Here is a 19,121-nt window from a genome sequence, read left to right as displayed (position 1 = left end):
AGACGCCGCATCCAGGGAGGAATAAATGAACGTCACCATGAAGGGCCGCGTTGCCGCCGTCACCGGCGGCAGCAAGGGCATCGGGCTTGCCGTCGCGCGTCGATTTGCCGAGTCGGGCGCCAAGGTCGCGATCCTGGCGCGCGGCGCACAGGACTTGAAGGCCGCGCGCGAGGCACTCGCCAGGGAAGGCGTCGAGGTCCGCGACTATGTCTGCGACGTCTCGAAGGCGGCGGATATAGCCAAGGCCCATGAGGCGATCGCCGCCGATCTCGGCCCGGTCGACGTCCTCGTCAACAACGCCGGAACCTCGCGCGCGATGGCGTTCGAGACCGTAACCGACGAAATGTGGCAGGACGACCTCGACCTGAAACTGTTCGCCGCGATCCGTTTCAGCCGGCTGGTCTGGCCGGGCATGAAGGCGCGCAAATGGGGCCGCATCATCAACGTGCTGAACATCGGCGCCAAGGCGCCAGCTGCCGCGTCAACCCCGACCTCGGTCTCCCGGGCGGCCGGCATGGCGCTGACCAAGGCGATGGCGAACGAGGGCGGCCCGCACAACGTCCTGGTCAATGCGATGCTGGTCGGGCTGATCGTGAGCGATCAATGGGTCAAGCGGCACGCCCAGAAGGCGCCGGATACCGATTTCGACGATTTTACCCGCGACCTCGCCAAAGGCGTTCCGCTCGGGCGGATGGGCACGGCGGAGGAATTCGCCAACCTCGCCTGCTTCCTCGCCTCGGAGCAGGGATCATACATCACCGGCACGGCCATCAATGTCGATGGCGGCCGGTCGCCGGTGGTCTAGCGGCACCCCGGCCCTGATGGGCTCAGAACCGGAATCCCGCTCTGGCGCGCTTCGCTTACGCGAACCTCTGACCATTTCGCTCGAGAACGCTATGGCCCGGGCAAAAAAGGCCTCCGTCGCCGGAGGCCTTTTCGCTATCAGACCGCGTCTTTGGCGGCCTTGACCGGGCGGGCGCGGACGATCTTGCGCGCCGGCTTGGCCTTGAACATCATTTCTTCGCCCGTGAAGGGGTTGGTGCCCTTGCGAGCCTTGGTCGCGGGCTTCTTGACCACGACGAACTTGGCGAAGCCGGGGACGAGGAACACCCCGTTCTTCTTCAGCTCCTTGTGACCAACGTCAACGAGCGCGTCCATCACGCCCTTGACTTCCTTCTTCGAAACTTCGGTGGACGTCGCGATCTTCTCGATCAGCTGCGACTTAGACATTTGGGTAGCCATGGTTGCTCCATTTGATTCTGGAAGAGGCACGATATGGCGGAAATTGCCTAAAAAAACAGGCTTTTCGACATTCTGCACAACTATATCGCTATTTGACTTGCACTGATTCGCGGGAAATAGGCTAGTTTTTAAGGCTTTGGCGGTGCATTAAACCGGTTGAATGCGGCGAAATGCCTTGCCAGACAGCCTTTTTCGACGATCTCCGACCACTCCCCGCGCCTGATCGCCGTCATGGCGAGCGATGGTTTTGATGCCGAATAAACGGCGGCGATCGCGACAATGATGCGCATGTCCGGATTTTCGGAAGGATTTTCCGAACCGGGCGGCGATTAGAAAATGACTCCAGTTCCCCTTCCATCGTAGCATCGAGGCGAGCCCGCCGCCGGCTGAACGGCGCACCGCCTGATGTACCCTTCGGAGAGTTTCGCATGGATTTGACCCGCCTCCAGATCAATCGCCGCACCGCGCTGCTGACGTCAGCCGCGATTGCCGCCAATGTCATCAATCCGATGCGGGCTTTTGCGCAGGAAACCCCGAAGAAGGGCGGCGTTTTCAACGTTCATTACGGCGCCGAGCAGCGCCAGCTCAATCCGAGCATTCAGGCGTCCACCGGCGTCTACATCATCAGCGGCAAGATTCAGGAAAATCTGGTTGACCTCGACGCCAGCGGCAAACCGGTCGGCGTTCTCGCCGAGAGCTGGGAAGCCTCGCCCGACGGCAAGACCGTCACCTTCAAGCTGCGCAAGGGCGTCACCTGGCACGACGGCAAGCCGTTCACTTCGGCCGACGTCGAATTCACCGCCATGAACATGTGGAAGAAGATCCTCAACTACGGTTCGACGCTGCAGCTGTTCCTCACCGCCGTCGAGACGCCGGATCCGCAAACCGCGATCTTCAAATACGAGCGGCCGATGCCGCTCAATTTGCTGCTGCGCGCGTTGCCCGACCTCGGCTACATCTCGGCCAAGCATCTCTACGAGAGCGGCGACATCCGCCCGAATCCGACCAATCTCGCGCCTGTCGGCACCGGCCCGTTCAAGTTCGTCAAGTACGAACGCGGCCAATACATCATCGCCGACCGCAACCCGGACTACTGGCGTCCCAACGCCCCCTATCTCGATCGCATCGTCTGGCGCGTGATCACCGATCGCGCCGCTGCAGCGGCGCAGATGGAAGCCGGCGAACTGCATTACAGCCCGTTCTCGGGCCTGACGATCTCGGACATGGCGCGGCTCGCCAAGGATAAGCGCTTCGTCGTTTCGACCAAGGGCAATGAAGGCAATGCCCGCACCAACACGCTCGAGTTCAACTTCCGCCGCAAGGAACTGTCCGACATCAAGGTCCGCCGCGCGATCGCGCACGCGATCAACGTGCCGTTCTTCATCGACAACTTCCTCGGCGACTTCGCCAAGCTCGGCACCGGCCCGATCCCCTCGACCTCGACGGATTTCTATCCCGGACCGAACACGCCGCAATATCCCTACGACAAGGCCAAGGCCGCGGCGCTGCTCGACGAGGCCGGCTTCAAGGCAGGCGCTGGCGGTACGCGGTTTTCGCTGAAGCTGCTTCCGGCGCCGTGGGGCGAGGACATCTCGCTGTGGTCGACCTTTATCCAGCAATCCCTGGGCGAGATCGGCATCCCCGTCGAGATCGTGCGCAACGATGGCGGCGGCTTCCTCAAGCAGGTCTATGACGAGCACGCCTTCGATCTTGCGACCGGCTGGCATCAGTACCGCAACGACCCTGCGGTCTCGACCACGGTTTGGTATCGCTCCGGCCAGCCCAAGGGCGCGCCGTGGACCAACCAGTGGAACTGGACGGACGCAGCCGCCGACAAGACCATCGACGATGCGGCGACGGAAGTCGATCCCGCCAAGCGCAAGGCGCTCTACGCCCAGTTCGTCAAGGAAGTGAATACCGAGCTGCCGGTCTGGATGCCGATCGAGCAGATTTTCGTCACCGTGATCTCGGCCAAGGCGCGCAACCACTCCAACACGCCGCGCTGGGGCTCGTCGAGCTGGCACGATCTTTGGCTTTCCGCCTGAGGCCATATCAGCCAAGATAGGTTTATGCGCATCCTGAGCCTTGCGGGGCGGCGGCTCGCCGCCTCGATCCCGACCCTGTTTTTGATCCTGATCGGCGTGTTTCTGCTGCTGCAGTTCGCGCCGGGCGACACCGTCGATGCGATGATGGCGCAGATGGGCGGCGGCGACGCCGCGACCGCGCGCGAGCTGCGCAAATTCTACGGTCTCGACCTTTCGGTGCCGGCCCAGCTCGGCAATTATCTGTGGCGTCTGGTCCGGCTCGATCTCGGCTTTTCCTCGATCTATGGCAAGCCGGTGGCCTCAGTCATCCTGGAGCGGCTGCCGCCGACCATTCTGTTGATGACGGCGTCGCTGTCCTTTGCGTTCTTCTTCGGCCTGTTGTTCGGCGTGATCGCGGCGCGTGGTGTCAACCGCTGGCCGGATACGCTGATCTCGACGCTTGGTCTCGTGTTCTACGCCACGCCCTCTTTCTGGTTCGGGCTGATGGCGATCGTGGTGTTCTCGGTCTATCTGCAGTGGCTGCCGCCCGGAGGTTTTGAGAATATCGGCACAGTGCAAGTAGGCATCTGGCGCACCATCGACATCGCCCAGCATCTCGTGCTGCCGACGCTGACTCTCGGGCTGATCTTCCTGGCCATTTATTTGCGCATCATGCGCGCCTCGATGCTGGAGGTGCTCAACCTCGATTATGTCCGAACCGCCCGCGCCAAAGGCCTCGACGAGACCCGCGTGGTGACGCGGCACGTGTTGCGCAACGCCCTCCTCCCGATGGTAACGCTGATCGGCCTGCAGGCCGGCACCATGCTGGGCGGGTCGGTGGTGGTCGAAAGCGTGTTCTCCCTGCCGGGGCTCGGACGGCTGGCCTACGAGTCGGTCGTGCAGCGCGACCTCAATACGCTGCTCGGCATCGTGTTCGTCTCCGCCCTCCTCGTCATTGTCGTCAACTTCGCCGTCGATCTCCTCTATGCGCGGCTCGACCCCCGCATCTCGGCGGAGGGCTAGCGCGATGGATGCGGTCAAACGCTATTTCCGCAGTCCCGCCGCGGTCGCAGGCCTGGTGCTGCTGCTGATCGTGATCGCAATGGCGGTCAGCGCCGGCTGGTTCTATCCGCGCGATCCGCTCGCACTGGCCGGTCGCCCCCTGATCTGGCCATTCTCCAATCCGCGCTTCCTGCTCGGCACCGACAATTCGGGCCGCGATATCGCCGCACAGATACTCTACGGCGCGCGGATTTCACTGCTGATCGGCGGCGTCGCCACGGCGATTGCGATTTTGATCGGCATCTTCGTCGGCGCGTTCGCCGGCTATTATGGCGGCTGGGTCGATACCGTGCTGATGCGGATCACCGAGGCCTTCCAGACCTTGCCGAACTTCGTGCTGCTGCTGGTTCTGGTCGCCGTGTTCGGCTCGACCCTGACCACCGTCACCATCGCGGTCGGCGTGGTGTCGTGGCCGGCGCCGGCGCGGCTCACCCGCGCCGAATTCCTGTCGCTGCGCAACCGCGAATTCGTCCAGGCAGGCCGCACGCTCGGCATGAAGGACATTCAGCTGATCCTCGGCGAAATCCTGCCCAACGCGCTGCCGCCGGTGATCGTCTACGCCAGCGTGGTGATGGCGGTCGCGATCCTGCTCGAAAGCGCGCTGGCGTTCTTGCGCCTGTCCGATCCCAACGTGGCGTCCTGGGGCAACCTGATCGGCCTCGGCCGCGATGTGCTGCGGGTGCAGTGGTATGTTTCGGCGATCCCCGGCATCGCGATCCTGGTCACGGTGCTCGCTGTGTCGCTGGTCGGCCAGGGCCTCAACGATGCGCTCAATCCGAGGCTGAAGAGCCGATGAGCGCGCCGCCGAACGCCGTCCTCTCGATCGAGCACCTCGGCGTCCGCCTGCCGTCGGGCGCCGACCGGCGGCACGCATTGTCGGACGTGTCGCTGTCGATCGCATCGGATGAAATCCTCTGCGTGGTCGGCGAATCCGGCTCCGGCAAGTCGATGATGGCCAACGCCATCATGCGCCTGCTGCCCAACGACGTGACCATCGACGCCGGCCGGGTGATGTTCGAGGGCCGCGACCTCGCCTCCGCCACCGTCGCCGAAATGCGCCAGGTGCGCGGCGCCGGCATTGCCATGATCTTCCAGGAGCCGATGACCGCGCTCAATCCACTGCGCACCATCGGCGATCAGATCGCAGAGATGTTTTCGATCCACACCGAACTGTCCAAGGTCGAAATCGCTGCCAGGGTTTTGGCCCTGCTCGCCGACGTGCGGATCCCCGATCCCAAGGTCGCGGCGAAGGCCTATCCGCACGAATTGTCGGGCGGCCAGCGGCAGCGCGCGATGATCGCGATGGCGCTTGCGCTCGACCCGAAGCTTCTGATCGCGGATGAACCGACCACCGCGCTCGATGTCACGACGCAGGCCCAGATCCTGAAGCTGATCCGTGACCTGCAGCAACGACGGAAGGCCGCGGTCTTGTTCATCACCCATGATTTCGGCGTCGTCGCCGAGATCGCCGACCGCGTCGTGGTGATGCAGCACGGCGCGATCGTTGAACAAGGCCCGGCCACTACGGTGCTCAACCATCCCGAGCATGCCTACACCAGGCAACTCATCGCCGCCGTGCCGCCGCTGAAGGCGCCGCCGCCGCGCGCGCTCTCGACCGAGAACATTTTGACGATATCGGATGTTTCCAAGACCTACCGCACCGGCGGGTTCCTCGGCCGCGGCGCGCGCGTGACGCCCGCGGTCAAGGACGTGTCGCTCTCCCTGCCTAGAGGCGCGACGCTCGGCATCGTCGGCGAGTCCGGATCAGGCAAATCAACGCTGGCGCGCTGCATCGTTCGGCTGATTGATCCGGACAAGGGAGCGATCCTGCTCGAGGGCAATGACTGGGCGAAGATGTCGCGTGAGAACGTCCGCCGCGAGACCCGTCACATCCAGATGGTGTTCCAGGACCCGTTCGCCTCGCTCAATCCGCGCCGCAAGGCGGCCGAGCTGGTGGCGCAGGGACCGATCGTGCACGGCACGCCGCGCGCCGAGGCAATCGCGGATGCGCGGGAATTGTTTGCGTTGGTCGGGCTCGATCCTTCCGCCGGCGACCGGTTTCCGCATGAATTCTCCGGCGGCCAGCGGCAACGCATTGGCCTTGCGCGGGCGCTCGCGCTCAAGCCGGCCGTGCTGGTCGCGGACGAACCGGTCTCCGCGCTGGATGTTTCGGTGCAGGCGCAGGTGCTGAAACTGCTCGCCGAATTGCGGCAGCGGCTCGGCCTCTCCATCGTCTTCATCACGCATGATCTGCGGGTCGCCGCGCAAATCTGCGATCTCGTCGCCGTGATGAAGGATGGCGCCGTGGTCGAGCAAGGCCTCGCAGGCGACGTGTTAGGCAACCCGCAGCATCCCTATACGCAAGCTTTGCTGGCTTCGATCCCCGGCGGCGACTTCACGCGCAAGCGCGACGCGCTGATCGTCAGTTAGAATGTTCAGCGGTCACTGCGGCCGGCGCGAGGCGAGCAGACGCTCCGCCCAAGGCAGCAACTCAAATCGATTACTCTTCATCAGCTCCTGCGCATCGCGCTGCCGGTAGAACACCATCATCCACGGCGCGAGCTTGCGCAGCAATCCGTGCATCATGAACGGCATGGGATCCGTGAACGGCAAAGCCAGTTCGTTTTCCGGCACGCCGCGGACTGCCTTCGCCAGTTCGTTGCCAAGCGGGATCGTCAGCGCGACCGCGCGGCCGTTGCAGCCGGTCCATCCATAGGCATTCGGCCCCAATCGGTGGATGCGCGGCAAGAAGTCCGCCGTCATCCCGACATAGCCGTTCCAGACATAGTCGAACGAGACCTCGCCGATCTGAGGCCACAGCCGCTGCAAGCGCTCCGTCACGACAGCTTTTATCCGTTCGACCTTGTTGCCGGGGCCGAGCACGGCGCCGCCGGTGACCAGCCGATTGCGCGCGTCGTAACGCGCAAAATACAGTTCGCCATGGGTATCGGACAGCGCCTGGCGGCCGGGGATGATGGTCTTGCGGACGTTGTCGGACAGCGGCTGCGTCGACATCTGCCAGGACAGCACCGGCATCACCTCGTGTGCGATATCAGGCACCAGCGATTTCGAGAATTCGCCGCTATAGGCGTTGCTCGCAACCACCAGCGCACGGCCGCTGATCTCGCCCTTTTCGGTCTTCACTACCCAGCGATCGCCGCGACGCTCGAAACTGATTGCCGGCGAACGGGCGTAGATGCGCGCGCCGAGCCCGAGTACCGCGTGCGCCAGCCCGCGCGCCAGCGCCAGGGGATTGATGTGGCCGCCGGTCCTGTTCCAGAAGCCGCCGTACCAGGCATCCGACCCGGTCATGTCGCGCGCCTGCTCGCGCGACAGCAGTTCAACCGGCGCGCCGAACTTCGACCATTGCCGCACACGCCTTTCCGCGATCTTGATGCGGCCCGGCGAATGTACCGGCTGCACCCATCCGGCCTGCTCCTGCTCGGCTTCAATCTTGTAGCGTTGCACCACCTCGAACAATGTCGAAGCGCTGTCGCGCAGCATGCCGACGAAGCGCTCGCCGACCGCACCGTGTTTGGCAATGATGTCTTCCGGATCGGGCCGCGACAGCGTCGGAATGACCTGGCCGTTGTTACGCCCCGACGCGCCCCATCCCGGCTCCGCGGCTTCCACGATCGCGACATCGACACCGGCCTCACGCAGGTGCAGCGCCGTCGATAGTCCCGTGAAGCCCGCGCCGATCACGATCACATCGGCCTGCTGGCTGCCGATCAATTCCGGAAGATCAGGCCCTGATGGCGTCACCGCGGCCCACAGCGAAGGCGGCCAGCGGACTTCAGCGCTATTCATCATGATCCTTTCTTGCGGGCGGCAGATCGAATGGTTAGCTTAGTACGCATCATCAGCCCGGGGAAATAGCAGAGTGGCACTCAAGAACGTCGTCGGAATAGATCACGCCGTGGTCATGGTGAAGGACCTCGACAAATCAGCTGAAAATTACAGGCGGCTCGGCTTCACGGTGTCGCCGCGTGGCACCCACAGCGCGCATATGGGATCGGGCAATTACACCATCATGTTCGACCCTGACTATATGGAATTGCTCGGTGTCTTGACGCCGACAGAACATAATGCTCCGGCGCGCGCGTTTCTGGAAAAGCGCGGCGAGGGCATCGAGCGGATCGCCTTCACCGCGGTGGATTCCGCCGACGGCGCCGAAGAGATTCGCGCGCGCGGCTATCCGCCGGTTGGACCGACCGATTTCGAACGACCAGTGACGATGCCCGATGGCACCATTTCAGCGGCAAAATTCCGCACCTTCCAATGGCCGACCGCGGAAGCCCCGGGCGGCGTGCGCATCTTCGCGTGCCAGCACAAGACCCGCGAGACGGTGTGGATTCCCGAACTGATGAAGCACGCCAATGGCGCCAAGCGCCTGCGGCAGGTGCTGATCGTATCGCCGGAGCCCGCCAACGACGCCGCGCATATGTCGCGCATGATCGATCGCGATGTCAGGGCCGAGCAGGACGGCGCCATCGCCGTGCCCTCGGGCTCCGATCGCGCCGATTTCGTATTCCTGACCAGGGATCAACTGAGCAAGCGATATCCTGAAGTTTCGCTGGCCGGCCTGCCCAACCGCGGCGGCGCGGGACTGGTGATTGAGGCCGACGTCGCCGCAGCCGGGAAGGCGCTCGGTGGCACTGGTGTTCGCAGCGGTGGTGGCGTGATCGTGCCACCCGCCGCCGGCAACGGCACCCTGCTCGCCTTCGTCAGGGCGTAGCCGGCAGCGCTTGTCGCTGTATCGGGGGACAGCCGGATCATGGCGAAGGGCAAGGGCGAACCGGACGGCGACACGGCAACGACGCGCCGTGGCCGCCCCCGTTCCGCCGAGACGACCAACGCCATTCTGCAGAGCGCCTACACCCTGATGGCAACCACGGGCCTTGCCGCCACCAGCATCGATGCGGTGGCGCGGGATTCGAACGTCTCGAAGATGACCATCTACAAATGGTGGCCGTCGCGCGAGGCGCTGCTGATCGACGCGTTCCTGCACCATGCTTCCTTGATGCTGCCGCTGCCGAGCACCGGCACGCCGGCAGACCGCCTGAGAAGCCACGCCGCGGCCTATGCGAAAGCGCTGCAGGGAGAGTTTGGCAAGGTACAGCTCGCGGTGATCTCCGAATGCATTTCGAACACCGGCTCCGCGGAGATTTTCTACGAGCGCTATCTCCGGTATCGAAGGACGGCGCTGGTCGAACTGATAGCAGTCGGCCAGCAGGACGGCAGCGTTGGCGCCGCCGGGACGCCGGAAGACCTCTATGACGCGATCTATGGTAGCCTGTTCTATCGCTACATCTTCGGCATCAAGCCGATCTCGCCGGCGCAAGCCCGCAATCTCGTTGACACCCTGCTGATCATCAAGAGCCGCTGATACCATCGACGTGCCTACGCCGCTCGCGGCGGAACCAGGCCCACGTCTCGCGCGTCACGGCCAGATAGCCCTGCCCCCGGAACGCAATCCGGTCGTCGACAATCCGGTTCAATTTCGGCAGCGCATGGAAGGGTATCGAGGGGTAGGCATGATGCTCGACGTGATAGGGCATGTTCCATGCGAACCACTTCATCACGGCGCCCGTATAGGTGGTGCGGGTGTTGTCGAAGGCGCTGCGCGTTCGTTCGCATCCGGTGTGTTCGGCATAGAGGTAGGGCCGCAGGATCAACTGGCCGATCAGCAGCGGAACGATCCAGACCCAGAGCAGAAGCGCGGTATGCAGCGCGAGCGAGATCAGCAGCAGCGCGACGTAACCCGCGAGATAGAGGCGCGCTTCCCGCACGATGATGTGGCGCTTGTTCTCGGGGATCCAGGGCAACGAAACCTTGCCGGTCAGCGCGTGACGCAGCATCAGCGCCTCGCGGCCGGCGATCTGAACAAGCCCGCTATAGGCGATCGCGAGTTGCGTGTCCGAGGACGGTTTGGGGCCAACGATCAGCTCCGGATCCTTGTCGGGATCCTGCGTGTAGCGATGATGGTCCCAGTGAAACAGGCAGTAATACTCGTAGCGATGCGCGATCATGAAGGCCGACAGATGGCCGACGACAAGATTCAGCGCGCGGCCCCGGAACGCGGTTTTATGGGCGGTCTCGTGCATCGGCATGAACAGGAAGGCCACCAGATAGGCCTGCACGACGATCAGCGGCAAGGTCCACGCCAACCCGTAATTCGACGAGACCAGCCATATCAGGGTCCCGACGATGGCAATTGCGCCGTAATGGCTGACAGTGCGAACCGCGCCTCGAAGATCCGATCGTTCCGAGAGTTCGCGGAGCATCGCGGGACTGAGCGGCTTCTCCCGGAGTTTTGGTTCAACTGACGTCACGATGTTCATGGTTGCAAACGCCTCATTGGATGGGTTCTGTTTTTCAACGTTTTAGGAACGCCGATATCTCGGCGTTGATGAATGCGCGATCCGCAGGGTAGGTGATCGGATTTCCGGCGCGGTGGCCGTGGATCGACGGAATGGGGTGAAGTTCGGCCGATTTCGCATTGACGAGTTGGCCGATCTCGGCCTCGTTGTCGCGCACGTCGAAGTAACGGTCGGTCTGCCCCGGCATCAACAGCACATGCGCCCTGATCGCTGCGAGCGCGCGGGTAATGTCGCCGCCAAATTCCGGGCACTGGCTGATGTCGCCGCGCTGCCAGATGCCGATCTGCGCGAGCAGATCATTGGCGTCGCGCCTCGAGAAGGCGATATCCCACGAGCCTGCCAAATAGTCTTCCAGCGAGTTGAATCCTGCCTCGCGCCAGACTTCATCCCGGTAGAAGGCGTGCGACATCGCCCATCCCGCATAGATGCGCCCCATGGCGCGAAGGCCGGCGGAAGGTTTCGCGATGAAGCGGCCGTCCCTGAAATTGGGGTCCGTGGTCAGCGCGGCCTTCACGCCCTCGAGGAATACGTGATTATAGGGCGAGCACCGCGCGCTGCCGCAGACGATGGCGGCGCGTTCCACCATGTCGGGATGGCTGGCCGCCCAATGGTAGGCCTGCATGCCGCCCATCGACCAGCCATAGACCAGCGCGATCTTCGAGATGCCGAATTGCTCGACCAGCAGGCGGCGCTGAACCGCGACCGCGTCGTGACAGCTGATCGCCGGAAACGGTGTGATCCCGGAATTCGACGGCGAGGAAGACAGGCCGTTGCCGAACAGATTGGGAATGATGATGAAGTAGCGCTCGGGATCCAGGATGCCGCCGGGCTGGATCAGCCATTCGGTGTCGAAGTGCTGCGCGCTGAACGATGTCGGATAGACGATCACATTGTCCTTCCGCGCATTCAGGCTGCCGTAGGTCTTGTAGGCGAGGCGCATGGAAGGGAACATCACGTCAGACTGAAGCGGGACGTCGCCCGCCTCGAAGACCTGATAGTCGCCGCTGGTCGTCATTTGCCCGGCTCCGATGCCTCGACATTAACTGTACTAATTGTACATTATATAGATACGATTGCAAGCCCGTGATGCGAAGGCGCCTGTCATCGCCGGTAACGCGCGTGCCATTGCAGGAACACGGTTTGACGGTGCGGCCGCAAGCAACGAATTGCTTCGATGGCACGCCCGCGGCCGATCCGCCGCCTCAACTCCTCGCCCCTTCCACCATAATACCGCACCAAGGGGGCTAGGCAGGCCACGCACGGACGTTACTATCGCCGCAAAACAAGCCGACCCAGGGAGAGAAAAACAATGAAGAATCATCTGATCTCGCGCCGTTCCCTTCTGGCCGGCACCGCCGCCGCAGGCGCGCTGAGCCTGACCGGCTTCCCGGCCCGCGCGGCCGAACCACAGTGGAAGAAATACGCCGGCACCAAGCTCGAGGTGATCCTCGCCAAGGGTCCGCGCGGCGACAATTTTCAAAAGAACATCAAGGAATTTACCGAACTCACCGGCATCCAGGTCGAGTCGGAGCAGATCCCCGAACAGCAACAGCGCCAGAAGGCCGTGATCGAACTCGCTTCGGGCAAGCCAAGCTTCGACGTGGTTCATGTCAGCTACCACGTGCAGAAGCGCCAGTTCGAGAAGGCCGGCTGGCTCGCCGACATCTCCGGCTACATGAAAGACCCGAATCTCACCGCGCCCGACCTCGTCGAAAGCGATTTCTCGGCCGGCGGCCTGCAATACGCCAAGAACGACAAGGGGCAGATGCACTCCCTGCCTTGGTCGGTCGACTATTTCATCCTCTATTACAACAAGGAGCTGTTCCAGAAGAAGGGCGTCGCGGTGCCCAAGACCTTCGACGAGATGGTCGCGGCGGCCGAAAAGCTCACCGACGCCAAGGAAGGCACCTTCGGCTTCGTCGGGCGCGGCCTGCGCAACGCCAACATGACGCTGTGGACCAACTTCTTCCTCAACGCCGGCGGCGAATTCCTCGATGCCAAGGGCGGCATCCTGACCGACGGCCCGGAGGCGATCGAAGCCACCAAGCTCTATCAGACGCTGCTGACCAAGGTCGCGCCTCCCGGCGTCGCCGGTTTCAACTGGATGGAGTCGATGGCTTCGTTCACGCAGGGCCGTTCGGCGATGTGGATCGACGGCGTCGGCTGGGCGCCGCCGCTGGAAGACCCCGCCGCCTCGCGCATCGTCGGCAAGGTCGGCTACACCGTGGTGCCCAAGGGATCCAAGGGACAATATTCGGCAACCTATGGCGACGGCATCGGCATCGCGGCCGCCAGCAAGAACAAGGAAGCCGCCTATCTCTTGTGCCAATGGGCGGTCTCGAAGAAGCAAGGCGCGCGGCTGCTGCAGGCCGGCGGCGGCGTGCCGTTCCGCAACTCCATCCTCAACGACCCGGAGATCCAGGCCGGCGTCAAGATGCCGAAGGAATGGCTGCAGTCGGTGATCGATTCCGCCAAGATCAGCAAGCTCGGCCTGCCCGTGATCATTCCGGTCGCCGAATTCCGCGATCTCGTCGGCGCGGCCCTCACCTCGACCCTTTCTGGTGCTGATCCCGCGACGGAGTTGAAGAAGGCTCATGAGCAGTTCCGCCCGATCCTGGAGCGCAGCGAAAAAGCGTGAAGGCCATAGCAGAAGTCACTCCGGCCGCGGCTGAAGCCGCGCCGGGGCAGGAATGGCGGCCACCGTCCTACTGGCCGTTCGTGGTGCCGGCGCTGGTCGTCGTGCTCGCCGTGATCGTGTTCCCTTGGGTGTTCACGATCTGGATGAGCCTCAACGAGTGGAAGGTCGGCTCGCCGACCACCTTTGTCGGCTTCGCCAATTATTTGCGGATGCCGAACGATCCACGCTTCGTCGAAGCGGTCGGACACACGCTGCTTTACACCGCCTTGTCGGTGCTGCTGCCGCTGATCCTCGGCACTTTTGCGGCCGTGGTGTTTCACGCCAAATTTCCCGGCCGCGGATTCCTGCGCGGGGTCTTCATCATGCCGATGATGGCGACGCCGGTGGCGATCGCGCTGGTCTGGACTATGATGTTCCACCCGCAGCTCGGCATCCTGAACTATCTGCTGTCGCTGGTCGGCCTGCCGCCGCAATTGTGGGTATTTCATCCCGGCACCGTGATCCCCTCGCTGGTGCTGGTCGAGACCTGGCAATGGACTCCCCTGGTGATGCTGATCGTGCTCGGCGGCCTCGCCGCGATCCCGACCGAACCCTATGAGAGCGCGCAGATCGACGGCGCCAGCGTATGGCAGGTGTTCCGCTACATCACGCTGCCGCTGATCACCCCGTTCCTGTTCATCGCCGGCATGATCCGCATGATCGATGCGGTGAAGAGCTTCGACATCATCTTCGCGATCACCCAAGGCGGACCCGGCTCGGCGTCGGAGACCATCAACCTCTATCTCTACAGCGTCGCCTTCATCTACTACGACCTCGGCTATGGGTCGGCGATCGCGGTGATCTTCTTCCTCTTGATCGTCGCGATGGCGGCGCTGATGCTGCATCTGCGCCAGCGCACGATGTGGACCGAGATCGGGAGCGGCGCATGAGCCTCCGTCAGATCCTCGGCAAGATCGGGCTGTGGTTTGCGATCTTCGTGGTCGTATCACCCGCGATCCTGTTCTTTCTCTGGATGGCCTCGCTGTCGGTCAAGTTCGAGGTCGACAACGCCGCCTACCCGCCGGTGTTTTTCCCCGAGCGCTTTGCCTGGAAGAATTATGCCGACGTGCTCGCCTCCAACCGCTTCCTGACCTACTTCATCAACAGCCTCGTCGTAACCGGCACCGCGACCGGCCTCGCCATGCTGGTCGGCGTGCCCGCCGGCTACGGCATCGCGCGGATGGCGGCGCATAAATCCGCGATCGTGATCCTGATCGCGCGCATCACGCCGGGATTGTCTTATCTCATCCCGCTGTTCCTGCTGTTCCAGTGGCTCGGATTGCTCGGCACGCTGGTGCCGCAGATCATCATCCATCTCGTGGTCACGGTGCCGATCGTGATCTGGATCATGATCGGCTATTTCGAGACCACGCCGCTGGAGCTCGAGGAAGCCGCCCTGATCGACGGCGCCACGCGCTGGCAGGTGTTCCTTCACGTGGCGCTGCCGATCGCGCGTCCGGGACTTGCGGTTGCCTTCATTCTCGCGGTGATCTTCTCCTGGAATAATTTCGTGTTCGGCATCGTGCTGGCGGGACGAGAGACGCGGACGCTACCCGTCGCCGTCTACAACATGATTTCGTTCGACCAGTTGAGCTGGGGACCGCTTGCGGCCGCCGCGCTCATCGTGACGTTCCCCGTTCTGCTGCTGACGGTGCTGGCGCAGCGGCAGATCGTCGCCGGGCTGACCGCAGGCGCCGTCAAGGGCGGTTAGCCGCAACCTCCGGCCCAAGCGCCTCCAGTACCGCGGCTGAGTTGGTGACCCAGCCGAAAATTCCGCCCTGGGCCTTGATCATCTTCAGGCCCATCTCGTGGAACTCGGGGAAATAGGAAGCGCAGCCGTCGGCCAGCACGACGCAGCGATAGCCGCGGTCGTTGGCCTCGCGCACGGTCGTGTTGACGCAGACTTCGGTGGTGACGCCGCACACCAGCAGATTCTCGATGCCGTATTTCTCCAGGATGTCGCCAAGTTCAGTGGCGTAGAACGCGCCCTTGCCCGGCTTGTCGATCACGATCTCCGAGTCGAGCGGATAGAGTTCGGGAATGATGTCGTGGCCGGCCTCGCCGCGAATGAGAATGCGCCCCATCGGCCCGGGATCGCCGATCCGCAATGACGGCGCGCCGCGTTCGACCTTGGCCGGCGGCGCGTCGGACAGGTCGGGCAGATGTCCCTCGCGGGTGTGGACGACCAGCATGCCGGTTTCGCGCGCCGCTGACAGCACTGAAGCGATCGGCTTGACCGCGCGCGCCAGCTGCGACACGTCGTTGCCCAGCGTCTCGCCGAAGCCGCCGGGCTCCATGAAGTCGCGCTGCATGTCGATGATCAGAAGCGCCGTAGCGGTCCAGTCAAGCGCGATCGGCTCCGGCTCGGCGGCGACCTTGCCGATGGATGGCCCCTTTGAGTTCGTCATGATGCAAACGTCCGACCGAGAGTAATTTCCGGTGAGATTAAGCAAGGCGCATGCCATTGTACAATTCTTGCGCAAGCCGGGAATGAGTTGGCACGCTTGTTGCAAAATATCGCCGTATCGCAACGTCGAAACGCCGGCGGTCTGCCGCAGCGCCACAAATTCGGGAGGAACACATGAACGGGCTTGGAGGTCTCAACAAATCGCCGGAAGGCGTCGTGATCGGGCTGGTTCAACTGCAATTGCCTGTTGTCGTGACCAAGGCGGACCTCGCGCGGCAGACCGAGCGCATCGTCACCATGGTCGGCAAGGCGCGGCGCAATCTCGGCACCATGGATCTCGTCGTATTTCCGGAATATTCGCTGCACGGGCTGTCGATGGACACCAACCCCGAGATCATGTGCCGGCTCGACGGGCCGGAAGTGGCGGCCTTCAAGCAGGCCTGTGTCGACCACAGGATCTGGGGCTGCTTCTCCATCATGGAGTTCAACCCGAACGGCAATCCCTATAATTCCGGCCTGATCATCGATAACAACGGCGAGATCAAACTCTATTACCGGAAATTCCATCCCTGGATTCCGGTCGAGCCGTGGGAGCCGGGCGATATCGGCATTCCCGTGATCGAGGGACCGAAGGGCGCCAAGCTCGCGTTGATCATCTGCCATGACGGCATGTTCCCGGAGATGGCGCGCGAATGCGCCTACAAGGGCGCGGAGATCATGATCCGCACCGCCGGCTACACCGCGCCGATCCGCGAAAGCTGGCGTTTTACCAATCAGGCCAATTCGTTCCAGAACTTGATGGTGACCGCCAACGTCTGCATGTGCGGCTCCGACGGCTCGTTCGATTCCATGGGCGAAGGCATGATCGTCAATTTCGACGGCAGCATCATCGCCCACGGCACCACCGGCCGCACTGATGAGATCATCACCGCCGAAGTGCGCCCTGACCTGGTGCGCGAGGCCCGAATTCACTGGGGCGTCGAGAACAACATCTACCAGCTCTGGCACCGCGGCTACGTCGCGGTGAAGGGCGGCGCGATGGATTGCCCGTATACGTTCATGCAGGACATGGTGGCGGGTACGTTCCGGCTGCCGTGGGAGGATCAGGTCAAGGTGACGGATGGGACGTCGTGCGGTTTTCCGCCGCCGACACGGATGTTCGGGAAGACGGCGAAGGCGGCGGAGTAGTGCGTCGCGCCTATCCTTCCGGTTGTCATCCCCGCGCATGCGGGGATCCAGTACGCCGCGGCCTCTCGGTTCTATCATCAGCGTCTCTGGAATACTGGGTCGCCGGTTAAACCGGGCGATGACAACTGAATGTGTGTCTGCGATCTCGCGACGCATTGCGCCCGAGCTTTGCCAGAAACTTCCCGCCCTCTTCAAACAGAGGGCGCAGGGAAGACCGGGTGCGCGCTGCACCCGCGGTCCCGTGTGCGGTTTGCACTAAGTAGGCTGCACACGAGCATACAGGGCAGCGGAGAACACCCGGCCTTCCCTGCGCAATGGCTTTACGGCTTATGCCGTGATCTCCCCGGAGACGAGTTCTTGGTTGACTCCGTCGCTGCCGTTCCCGCTTGCGCTTCTCCGACAGCTTGACGCCTGCAACGGGCGCCAGGACCACACGGTTTTGCCGTACGCTTAATCCACGCCGTCGTCAGGCGTGAACCAGCGTCCACCGCATCCCGCCGCGCGTTCGTGACGTGCGCAACGCCCCTCTTGTCGGGCGGGACGCGAGGATTCAAACCGCTGATTTGCCCGACGAGGGAAGCGGAATTTTGCCCGTCGGGTTAATTTGTCGCAGCAATCCATTCGCACCGCCGTCATTCCGGGGCTCGCGAAGCGAGAGCCCGGAATCCATTTGGCGACAGCGCTTGTGGCTTGATGGATTCCGGGCTCGCGCTGCGCGCGCCCCGGAATGACGGAGAGATGAAAGTTCGACGCTCACCCATCCTACGGTCTACTAACTCCCCAGCAGCGAAGTCCCGAATGCGCGCCGCCAGACCGTCAGGAAGCGCGGAAACCAGGAGTGCGCGACAGCGCTCTGATAGGCCCAGGTGCGATATTTGAGGCCTTTTTCGGATACAAGTTCCTGATATCCGCCGTGGGTCTCGGTCAAGGTGCGAATGTCGCGCAATATATCGCAGGCATAAGCCCGATACGTCCCGGTACCGAAACATTCATCGTGGTCCAGCATGCGATCGGCGAATTCGACGTTGAACGTCGGCCAGGACGAACGGCCCTGATAGGCCGGCGCCGCAATTTTGTGAATGAGCTTGTTCAGCGGATTATCGGCGGACACGAGAAAGTGCGATGTATCCGGGACTCGAAACCGCGGCTCGGCAAGGATGAAATCGGTCGTGGCCGCGAACAGCGCGCGTTCTTCCGCGTCGTTCAAATCCCAAAAGCCCTGATGCACATTCACGAAATCGAGCGCGATGGAATAAACCGGCGCCTGCTGCCGGGAGTCGAGGGAATGACTGATATAGCCGTGCCTGCCGAACAGCAGCAGCAGCTCCTTCTTGTACTGTGAAAGCGCGCGTCCGAGCAGCTGCTCCAGCCCAGTTTGCTCGATGATCCCAAGCTTGATACCGCGCAGGAACGTCGCATAGACGCAGGCATTGGTGACGAACCGCCGGCGTTCGGCACGGGTATCGGTCGCCGCAGAACGGGGCGCGCTAACGTCGCACAGCAGCGCCGAAAGCCCGTTGTCATCGAAGCGTTCCAGCGCCCCGGCGAGCTTGAATATCTCCCGCTTCAAGTCGGCGCGATACTCCGCGAGCAACAGGCGGCCGGCATGCGCGCCTTGCGACATCGCCAGATACGAAGCCGGCCTTTGCTCGGCGGAGAGCAGTTGCTCCAGGCCCGCGAGGATGCCCAGCAGCGTATCCGATGGCTGCGAAAAATAATTGATGCCGATGTAGCGGTTGCGTCCCGCAGGCACGATCGTCGTGGTGACGACGCCGGCGCGAACGGCTTCCAGCATCAACCGAACGCTTTTTTCGAGCAGGCGAACCCTGCGGACGGCATCCTGGGAATCCATGATGGTTTCGGGGTCGAGGACATCTGGATAGAACCAGGCAAAGTCGCGCGGATAATAGGCGGAGGCGTGCGGCGCCCCGGTAACGAGAAAGGCTTCCTTCTCGGCAAACGCAGCATTCATCGAATGCCGGTACAGCTCCTCGATGCCTGCCGACAAATGGTATTTTCGAAGGAAACGATCACCGAGGAAATTGACGGCTTGGATGCTGTTAGCGACAAAACTGGCCAACAGCCCCTGATGAAATCGGTATTCGCGATGCGATGAAAATGTGATCTGGCTATTCATG

The 19,121-nt window shown here is 62.9% G+C and carries 17 protein-coding genes; 11 read left to right on the top strand and 6 right to left on the bottom strand.

The window, feature by feature from the left end; translation table 11 throughout:
- Positions 1 to 25: 25 nt before the first annotated feature.
- Complete coding sequence (locus tag ABIE49_RS32425) at positions 26 to 805, top strand: SDR family oxidoreductase (RefSeq protein ID WP_192734912.1); 780 nt, start codon at positions 26 to 28, stop codon at positions 803 to 805.
- A 137-nt stretch (positions 806 to 942) separates the two neighbouring features.
- Here ABIE49_RS32425 and ABIE49_RS32420 read toward each other — a convergent pair whose 3' ends face one another.
- Positions 943 to 1,242, bottom strand: a complete 300-nt coding sequence (locus ABIE49_RS32420; RefSeq protein WP_192734913.1) for an HU family DNA-binding protein — start codon at positions 1,240 to 1,242, stop codon at positions 943 to 945.
- A gap of 428 nt (positions 1,243 to 1,670) precedes the next feature.
- On the opposite strand from ABIE49_RS32420, the gene ABIE49_RS32415 reads away from it, so the two are divergent.
- The 4 genes from ABIE49_RS32415 to ABIE49_RS32400 are packed head-to-tail and all read left to right on the top strand — an operon-like array spanning position 1,671 to position 6,758.
- The gene (locus ABIE49_RS32415; RefSeq protein WP_192734914.1) at positions 1,671 to 3,287 is read left to right on the top strand and encodes an ABC transporter substrate-binding protein; all 1,617 of its coding nucleotides are present in this window, start codon (positions 1,671 to 1,673) and stop codon (positions 3,285 to 3,287) included.
- 24 nt (positions 3,288 to 3,311) lie between these two features.
- Positions 3,312 to 4,289, top strand: coding sequence for an ABC transporter permease (locus tag ABIE49_RS32410; protein WP_192734915.1), 978 nt, complete (start codon positions 3,312 to 3,314; stop codon positions 4,287 to 4,289).
- 4 nt (positions 4,290 to 4,293) lie between these two features.
- Positions 4,294 to 5,124 carry an ABC transporter permease gene (locus ABIE49_RS32405; protein ID WP_192734916.1) on the top strand — a complete coding sequence of 277 codons (831 nt, stop codon included), beginning with the start codon at positions 4,294 to 4,296 and terminating at the stop codon, positions 5,122 to 5,124.
- The gene (locus ABIE49_RS32400; RefSeq protein ID WP_192734917.1) at positions 5,121 to 6,758 is read left to right on the top strand and encodes an ABC transporter ATP-binding protein; all 1,638 of its coding nucleotides are present in this window, start codon (positions 5,121 to 5,123) and stop codon (positions 6,756 to 6,758) included. The genes ABIE49_RS32405 and ABIE49_RS32400 overlap by 4 nt, the downstream gene beginning before the upstream one ends.
- 12 nt (positions 6,759 to 6,770) lie before the next feature.
- Here the strand turns inward: ABIE49_RS32400 and ABIE49_RS32395 are convergent, their stop codons facing one another.
- Positions 6,771 to 8,138 carry an NAD(P)/FAD-dependent oxidoreductase gene (locus ABIE49_RS32395; RefSeq protein WP_192735228.1) on the bottom strand — a complete coding sequence of 456 codons (1,368 nt, stop codon included), beginning with the start codon at positions 8,136 to 8,138 and terminating at the stop codon, positions 6,771 to 6,773.
- 73 nt (positions 8,139 to 8,211) lie between these two features.
- Here ABIE49_RS32395 and ABIE49_RS32390 point away from each other — a divergent pair, with 73 nt between their 5' ends.
- Together ABIE49_RS32390 and ABIE49_RS32385 are read left to right on the top strand one after the other, a co-directional pair.
- The gene (locus ABIE49_RS32390) at positions 8,212 to 9,066 is read left to right on the top strand and encodes a VOC family protein (protein WP_192734918.1); all 855 of its coding nucleotides are present in this window, start codon (positions 8,212 to 8,214) and stop codon (positions 9,064 to 9,066) included.
- A 39-nt stretch (positions 9,067 to 9,105) separates the two neighbouring features.
- Complete coding sequence (locus tag ABIE49_RS32385) at positions 9,106 to 9,717, top strand: TetR/AcrR family transcriptional regulator C-terminal ligand-binding domain-containing protein (protein ID WP_192734919.1); 612 nt, start codon at positions 9,106 to 9,108, stop codon at positions 9,715 to 9,717.
- Here the strand turns inward: ABIE49_RS32385 and ABIE49_RS32380 are convergent.
- Together ABIE49_RS32380 and ABIE49_RS32375 are read right to left on the bottom strand one after the other, a co-directional pair.
- Complete coding sequence (locus ABIE49_RS32380; protein ID WP_192734920.1) at positions 9,704 to 10,672, bottom strand: fatty acid desaturase; 969 nt, start codon at positions 10,670 to 10,672, stop codon at positions 9,704 to 9,706. The genes ABIE49_RS32385 and ABIE49_RS32380 overlap by 14 nt on opposite strands.
- 34 nt (positions 10,673 to 10,706) lie before the next feature.
- Positions 10,707 to 11,726 (bottom strand): alpha/beta fold hydrolase, encoded by a 1,020-nt coding sequence (locus tag ABIE49_RS32375; RefSeq protein ID WP_192734921.1) that lies wholly within the window; start codon positions 11,724 to 11,726, stop codon positions 10,707 to 10,709.
- 294 nt (positions 11,727 to 12,020) lie between these two features.
- Here ABIE49_RS32375 and ABIE49_RS32370 point away from each other — a divergent pair, with 294 nt between their 5' ends.
- From ABIE49_RS32370 to ABIE49_RS32360, 3 genes are read left to right on the top strand one after another with little or no spacing between them, the layout of a single operon-like run.
- Positions 12,021 to 13,349, top strand: a complete 1,329-nt coding sequence (locus ABIE49_RS32370; RefSeq protein ID WP_192734922.1) for an ABC transporter substrate-binding protein — start codon at positions 12,021 to 12,023, stop codon at positions 13,347 to 13,349.
- Between the two features lie 5 nt (positions 13,350 to 13,354).
- A complete protein-coding gene (locus ABIE49_RS32365) occupies positions 13,355 to 14,278 on the top strand; it encodes a carbohydrate ABC transporter permease (RefSeq protein ID WP_502916007.1) in 924 nt (307 codons plus the stop codon).
- A complete protein-coding gene (locus ABIE49_RS32360) occupies positions 14,275 to 15,099 on the top strand; it encodes a carbohydrate ABC transporter permease (protein ID WP_192734924.1) in 825 nt (274 codons plus the stop codon). Before ABIE49_RS32365 ends, ABIE49_RS32360 begins: the two co-directional genes overlap by 4 nt.
- Here ABIE49_RS32360 and ABIE49_RS32355 read toward each other — a convergent pair.
- A complete protein-coding gene (locus ABIE49_RS32355) occupies positions 15,086 to 15,796 on the bottom strand; it encodes a cysteine hydrolase family protein (RefSeq protein WP_192734925.1) in 711 nt (236 codons plus the stop codon). The genes ABIE49_RS32360 and ABIE49_RS32355 overlap by 14 nt on opposite strands.
- 173 nt (positions 15,797 to 15,969) lie before the next feature.
- On the opposite strand from ABIE49_RS32355, the gene ABIE49_RS32350 reads away from it, so the two are divergent.
- A complete protein-coding gene (locus tag ABIE49_RS32350) occupies positions 15,970 to 16,983 on the top strand; it encodes a formamidase (RefSeq protein WP_192734926.1) in 1,014 nt (337 codons plus the stop codon).
- 772 nt (positions 16,984 to 17,755) lie between these two features.
- On the opposite strand, the gene ABIE49_RS32345 is transcribed toward ABIE49_RS32350, so the two are convergent.
- Positions 17,756 to 19,120: a hypothetical protein gene (locus ABIE49_RS32345; protein WP_192734927.1), complete on the bottom strand. Its 1,365-nt coding sequence runs from the start codon at positions 19,118 to 19,120 to the stop codon at positions 17,756 to 17,758.
- Position 19,121 lies beyond the last annotated feature (1 nt).

The organism is Bradyrhizobium sp. OAE829, from assembly GCF_040546575.1.
Lineage (GTDB): Bacteria > Pseudomonadota > Alphaproteobacteria > Rhizobiales > Xanthobacteraceae > Bradyrhizobium.
The sequence above is the reverse complement of the archived record's forward strand: the minus strand, read 5'-3'. Positions and strand labels throughout refer to the sequence as shown.

Coding starts and splice junctions, on each gene's coding strand:
- ABIE49_RS32425 (WP_192734912.1), top strand. CDS start 26: ATGAACGTCACCATGAAGGGCCGCGTTGCCGCCGTCACCGGCGGCAGC.
- ABIE49_RS32420 (WP_192734913.1), bottom strand. CDS start 1,242: ATGGCTACCCAAATGTCTAAGTCGCAGCTGATCGAGAAGATCGCGACG.
- ABIE49_RS32415 (WP_192734914.1), top strand. CDS start 1,671: ATGGATTTGACCCGCCTCCAGATCAATCGCCGCACCGCGCTGCTGACG.
- ABIE49_RS32410 (WP_192734915.1), top strand. CDS start 3,312: ATGCGCATCCTGAGCCTTGCGGGGCGGCGGCTCGCCGCCTCGATCCCG.
- ABIE49_RS32405 (WP_192734916.1), top strand. CDS start 4,294: ATGGATGCGGTCAAACGCTATTTCCGCAGTCCCGCCGCGGTCGCAGGC.
- ABIE49_RS32400 (WP_192734917.1), top strand. CDS start 5,121: ATGAGCGCGCCGCCGAACGCCGTCCTCTCGATCGAGCACCTCGGCGTC.
- ABIE49_RS32395 (WP_192735228.1), bottom strand. CDS start 8,138: ATGAATAGCGCTGAAGTCCGCTGGCCGCCTTCGCTGTGGGCCGCGGTG.
- ABIE49_RS32385 (WP_192734919.1), top strand. CDS start 9,106: ATGGCGAAGGGCAAGGGCGAACCGGACGGCGACACGGCAACGACGCGC.
- ABIE49_RS32380 (WP_192734920.1), bottom strand. CDS start 10,672: ATGAACATCGTGACGTCAGTTGAACCAAAACTCCGGGAGAAGCCGCTC.
- ABIE49_RS32375 (WP_192734921.1), bottom strand. CDS start 11,726: ATGACGACCAGCGGCGACTATCAGGTCTTCGAGGCGGGCGACGTCCCG.
- ABIE49_RS32370 (WP_192734922.1), top strand. CDS start 12,021: ATGAAGAATCATCTGATCTCGCGCCGTTCCCTTCTGGCCGGCACCGCC.
- ABIE49_RS32360 (WP_192734924.1), top strand. CDS start 14,275: ATGAGCCTCCGTCAGATCCTCGGCAAGATCGGGCTGTGGTTTGCGATC.
- ABIE49_RS32355 (WP_192734925.1), bottom strand. CDS start 15,796: ATGACGAACTCAAAGGGGCCATCCATCGGCAAGGTCGCCGCCGAGCCG.
- ABIE49_RS32350 (WP_192734926.1), top strand. CDS start 15,970: ATGAACGGGCTTGGAGGTCTCAACAAATCGCCGGAAGGCGTCGTGATC.
- ABIE49_RS32345 (WP_192734927.1), bottom strand. CDS start 19,120: ATGAATAGCCAGATCACATTTTCATCGCATCGCGAATACCGATTTCAT.